This window comes from Arthrobacter sp. Y3225116 (assembly GCF_059091245.1).
Genome location: NZ_JBNHGL010000289.1, coordinates 1 through 3,162 on the forward strand (window position 1 = coordinate 1; position 3,162 = coordinate 3,162).

At 69.7% G+C, this 3,162-nt stretch carries 2 protein-coding genes; both read left to right on the top strand.

Annotated features, from left to right (window positions below):
• Nucleotides 1-250 precede the first annotated feature (250 nt).
• Nucleotides 251-1,411 carry an exonuclease SbcCD subunit D gene (locus tag AC5RV2_RS16240; RefSeq protein ID WP_494093192.1) on the top strand — a complete coding sequence of 387 codons (1,161 nt, stop codon included), beginning with the start codon at nt 251-253 and terminating at the stop codon, nt 1,409-1,411.
• Nucleotides 1,408-3,162, top strand: a 1,755-nt coding sequence (locus AC5RV2_RS16245; protein ID WP_494093193.1) for an AAA family ATPase, incomplete at its 3' end; no start/stop codon positions are given. The genes AC5RV2_RS16240 and AC5RV2_RS16245, both read left to right, overlap by 4 nt.

Here is a 3,162-nt window from a genome sequence, read left to right on the forward strand (position 1 = left end):
GGCCCGGTACCCGCCGGATCCGCCGCCGGACGTGAGGTTCCCGACGTTGCGGTGGAGGACCAGCCGGACGAGCCGGTGCCGGCGGACGATCAGGGCGCCGCCGAAGCCCGCGACTTCTTTGACCGCAAGCCGAACCGGACACGCCCGGACGGCGAATAACTACAAAGCCCCGCGCAACGGCACGTCCCGATTTCGGGACGTGCCGTTGCGCTTGTCCGAAACTGTCCCAGCCGCCGGATAGTTTGGAAATATGAGGTTACTGCACACGTCCGACTGGCACCTGGGCCGTTCTTTCCACGGCGTCGGGATGCTGCAGGCGCAGCACGCATTCGTGGAGCAACTCCTGCAGACAGTGCGCGAGGAGAGCATCGACGTGGTGCTCATCGCGGGCGATGTGTACGACCGCGCGCTGCCCGGTGTAGATGTGGTTAACCTCTTTTCCGATGCCTTGTCGCGCATCCGCGGTGCCGGGGCAACGGTCATCTTGACCAGCGGCAACCACGATTCGGCCACCCGGTTGGGCTTCGGCTCCGGCATCCTGGCCCACGGCGGGGTCCATATCCGCGCCCGGCTGGACCAGCTGGCGGATCCGGTGGAGCTGGACCTGGACGGTGCGACCCTTGCCGTGTACGGGATCCCGTACCTCGAGCCGCGGCTGTGCGCGGAGGAGCTGGGCGCGGAGGCTCTCAGCCACACCGCCGTCACGCGGTCGGCGCTGGACCTCGTCCGCGCGGACCTTGAGCAGCGGAGGGCCGGCGGCGCCGTGCATTCCCTGGTCTTGGCGCACACCTTTGCCAGCGGCGGCATCACCTCGGACAGCGAACGGGACCTGAGCATCGGGGGAGTGGGAGCGGTCCCGCTGGATTTGTTCGACGGCCTCGACTATGTGGCGCTGGGCCACCTGCACGGGCGCCAGGCGCTGAGCGAAACCGTGCGCTATTCCGGCTCGCCGCTGCCTTATTCGTTCTCCGAGGCCGGACACGAGAAGGGCGGCATCATCCTCGAATTCACCGCGGACGGGCTCGCGTCGGTGGAAAACGTCAGCTGGCCCTCCCCGCGCAAGCTCGCCGTGCTCAGAGGGACCATGCAGGACCTGCTCGAATCGGCGGACCACGCCTGGGCGCAGGACGCCTATTGCCAAATCACGGTCACCGACGACGAACGCCCGGCGAAGGCGATGGAACGGCTGCGGGCGCGCTTTCCCGACACGCTGGTGCTCAACTTCGAACCCGCCTCCGGGCCGCGCCGCGACACCATGAGCTACAGCCAGCGCATCGCCAAGGCCCAGGACGACCTGGAGGTCTGCTGCGGCTTCCTGGACCACGTCCGCTCCCGGCCGGCCGGCGAAGCCGAACGCGCGCTGCTGGCCGATGCGTTGGCCGCCGTGCAGGCAGCGGAGGCCGCGGCATGAGGATCCACCGGCTTCAAATGCAGGCCTTCGGGCCGTTCGCCGCGCGGGAAACCATTGACTTCGACGAGCTGGGAGCGCAGGGGCTGTTCCTGCTCAACGGGCCGACCGGGGCCGGCAAGACCAGCATCCTGGACGCCATCTGTTTTGCGCTGTACGGGTCCGTCCCCGGCGCACGCCAGCAGGGCAAGCGGCTGCGCAGCGACCACGCCGAACCCGGGACCGAGCCGGAAGTCGTGTGCGAATTCTCCGCCCGCGGCAGACGGTTTGAAGTAACCCGCAACCCGCAGTGGGAACGGCCCTCGTCCCGGGCCCGGTCCGGGTCGGTGACGGAGCAGGCGCGCACGCTGTTGCGCGAGAAGATCAACGGCGCCTGGGTCCAGAAAAGCGGCCGCAACGACGAGGCCGCGGCCGAACTGCTGGCCGTCCTGGGCATGAGCCTGGAACAGTTCACCAAGGTGGTCCTGCTGCCCCAAGGCGACTTTGCGGCGTTCCTGCGCGCCGACGCCAGGGAACGCCGGCCGTTGCTGCAGCGCCTGTTCGCGACCGACCGCTTTGAGGCGGTGGAGCAGGTCCTGGCGGACGAAGCGGCCAAGGCCCGCTCGGACTACCAGGCCGCGGTGGCAGGATCCGACCACCTGCTCGCGCGGGCAACAGAGGAAGCAGCCCGGCATCTGGCCGCCGAGGACATGCCGGACCAGTCAATGCCTGCCGCGGACCTGCTCGCCACGCTTGAGTCCTCGATGGCGTCCGCGGCCGGCTCCGTCCGCGACCTGGCCGAGCGCGGACAAGATGAGCTGGGCCGGCTGCGGGAAACCATCGCCCGGCACGAGCGGGCGCTGGCCGACCACGCGGAATTGGCGGCGCTGGAGAAACTGGCAGCCGAGCACCGCAACGGCGCCGACGGCCACGCCGCGCTGACCGAAACCCTGGCGTCGCATCGGTCCGCGGAACTGTTGGCGTCGCCCATCCGGCACCGGGATCAGGCTGCACTCGCCGTGGAACGTGCCGGGAAAGAATTTTTGGACCGGATCGACGAGGCCGAAGCCCATCCGCTCTTCCCGACGTTCGTTTCCCGGCGCCCCGACCCCGATGCCGCGGGACAGGCGCTGCTCGAGGAGGCGGCGGCACAGCTCTCCGCCGAGCTCGGACGAATGCGCGCTCTGCTGCCGGAAGAGCAGCGGTTGCAGGCGGCCGCTGCCGACGTGCGGCGGTTGGAACAGCACGCGGGCCGATTGGCCACGGACATCGGTGCCGCGGAAACAACCCGGGAACGGCTGGCTGAAGTCGGCCGCGGGCTGCAGGATGAACTGGCCATGCTGTCGGCAGCCTCCGACGACGTCGGCCTGCTCACCGAGCGGCTGGAACAAGCCCGGCAGCTGCGCGACACCGTGGCCGACTACGGCACCTGCCTGGCCAAGACCGACGAGGCCCGGCGGAACCGCGATGCGGCGCACGCCAGGCAACTTCGGCTCAAGGAAGCCTGGTTGTCGCTGTTGGAACAGCGGCTCGATCAGGCCGCAGCGGAGCTCGCCGCCAACCTTGCAGAGGGAGACCCCTGTCCGGTGTGTGGCGGAACAGAACATCCGCAACCGGCCGCGGCCGCCGGCGGGCACCTGGTCACCCGCGAACAGGAAACAGCAGCCCGGGAGGACCACGCGGCGGCGGAAGCCACGTACTCCAAGGCCCGCGAGGCGTGCGCGGCGCTGGAACAGCAACTTTCGGCCCTGGCCTCCCGCGGCGGCGCGACCGAC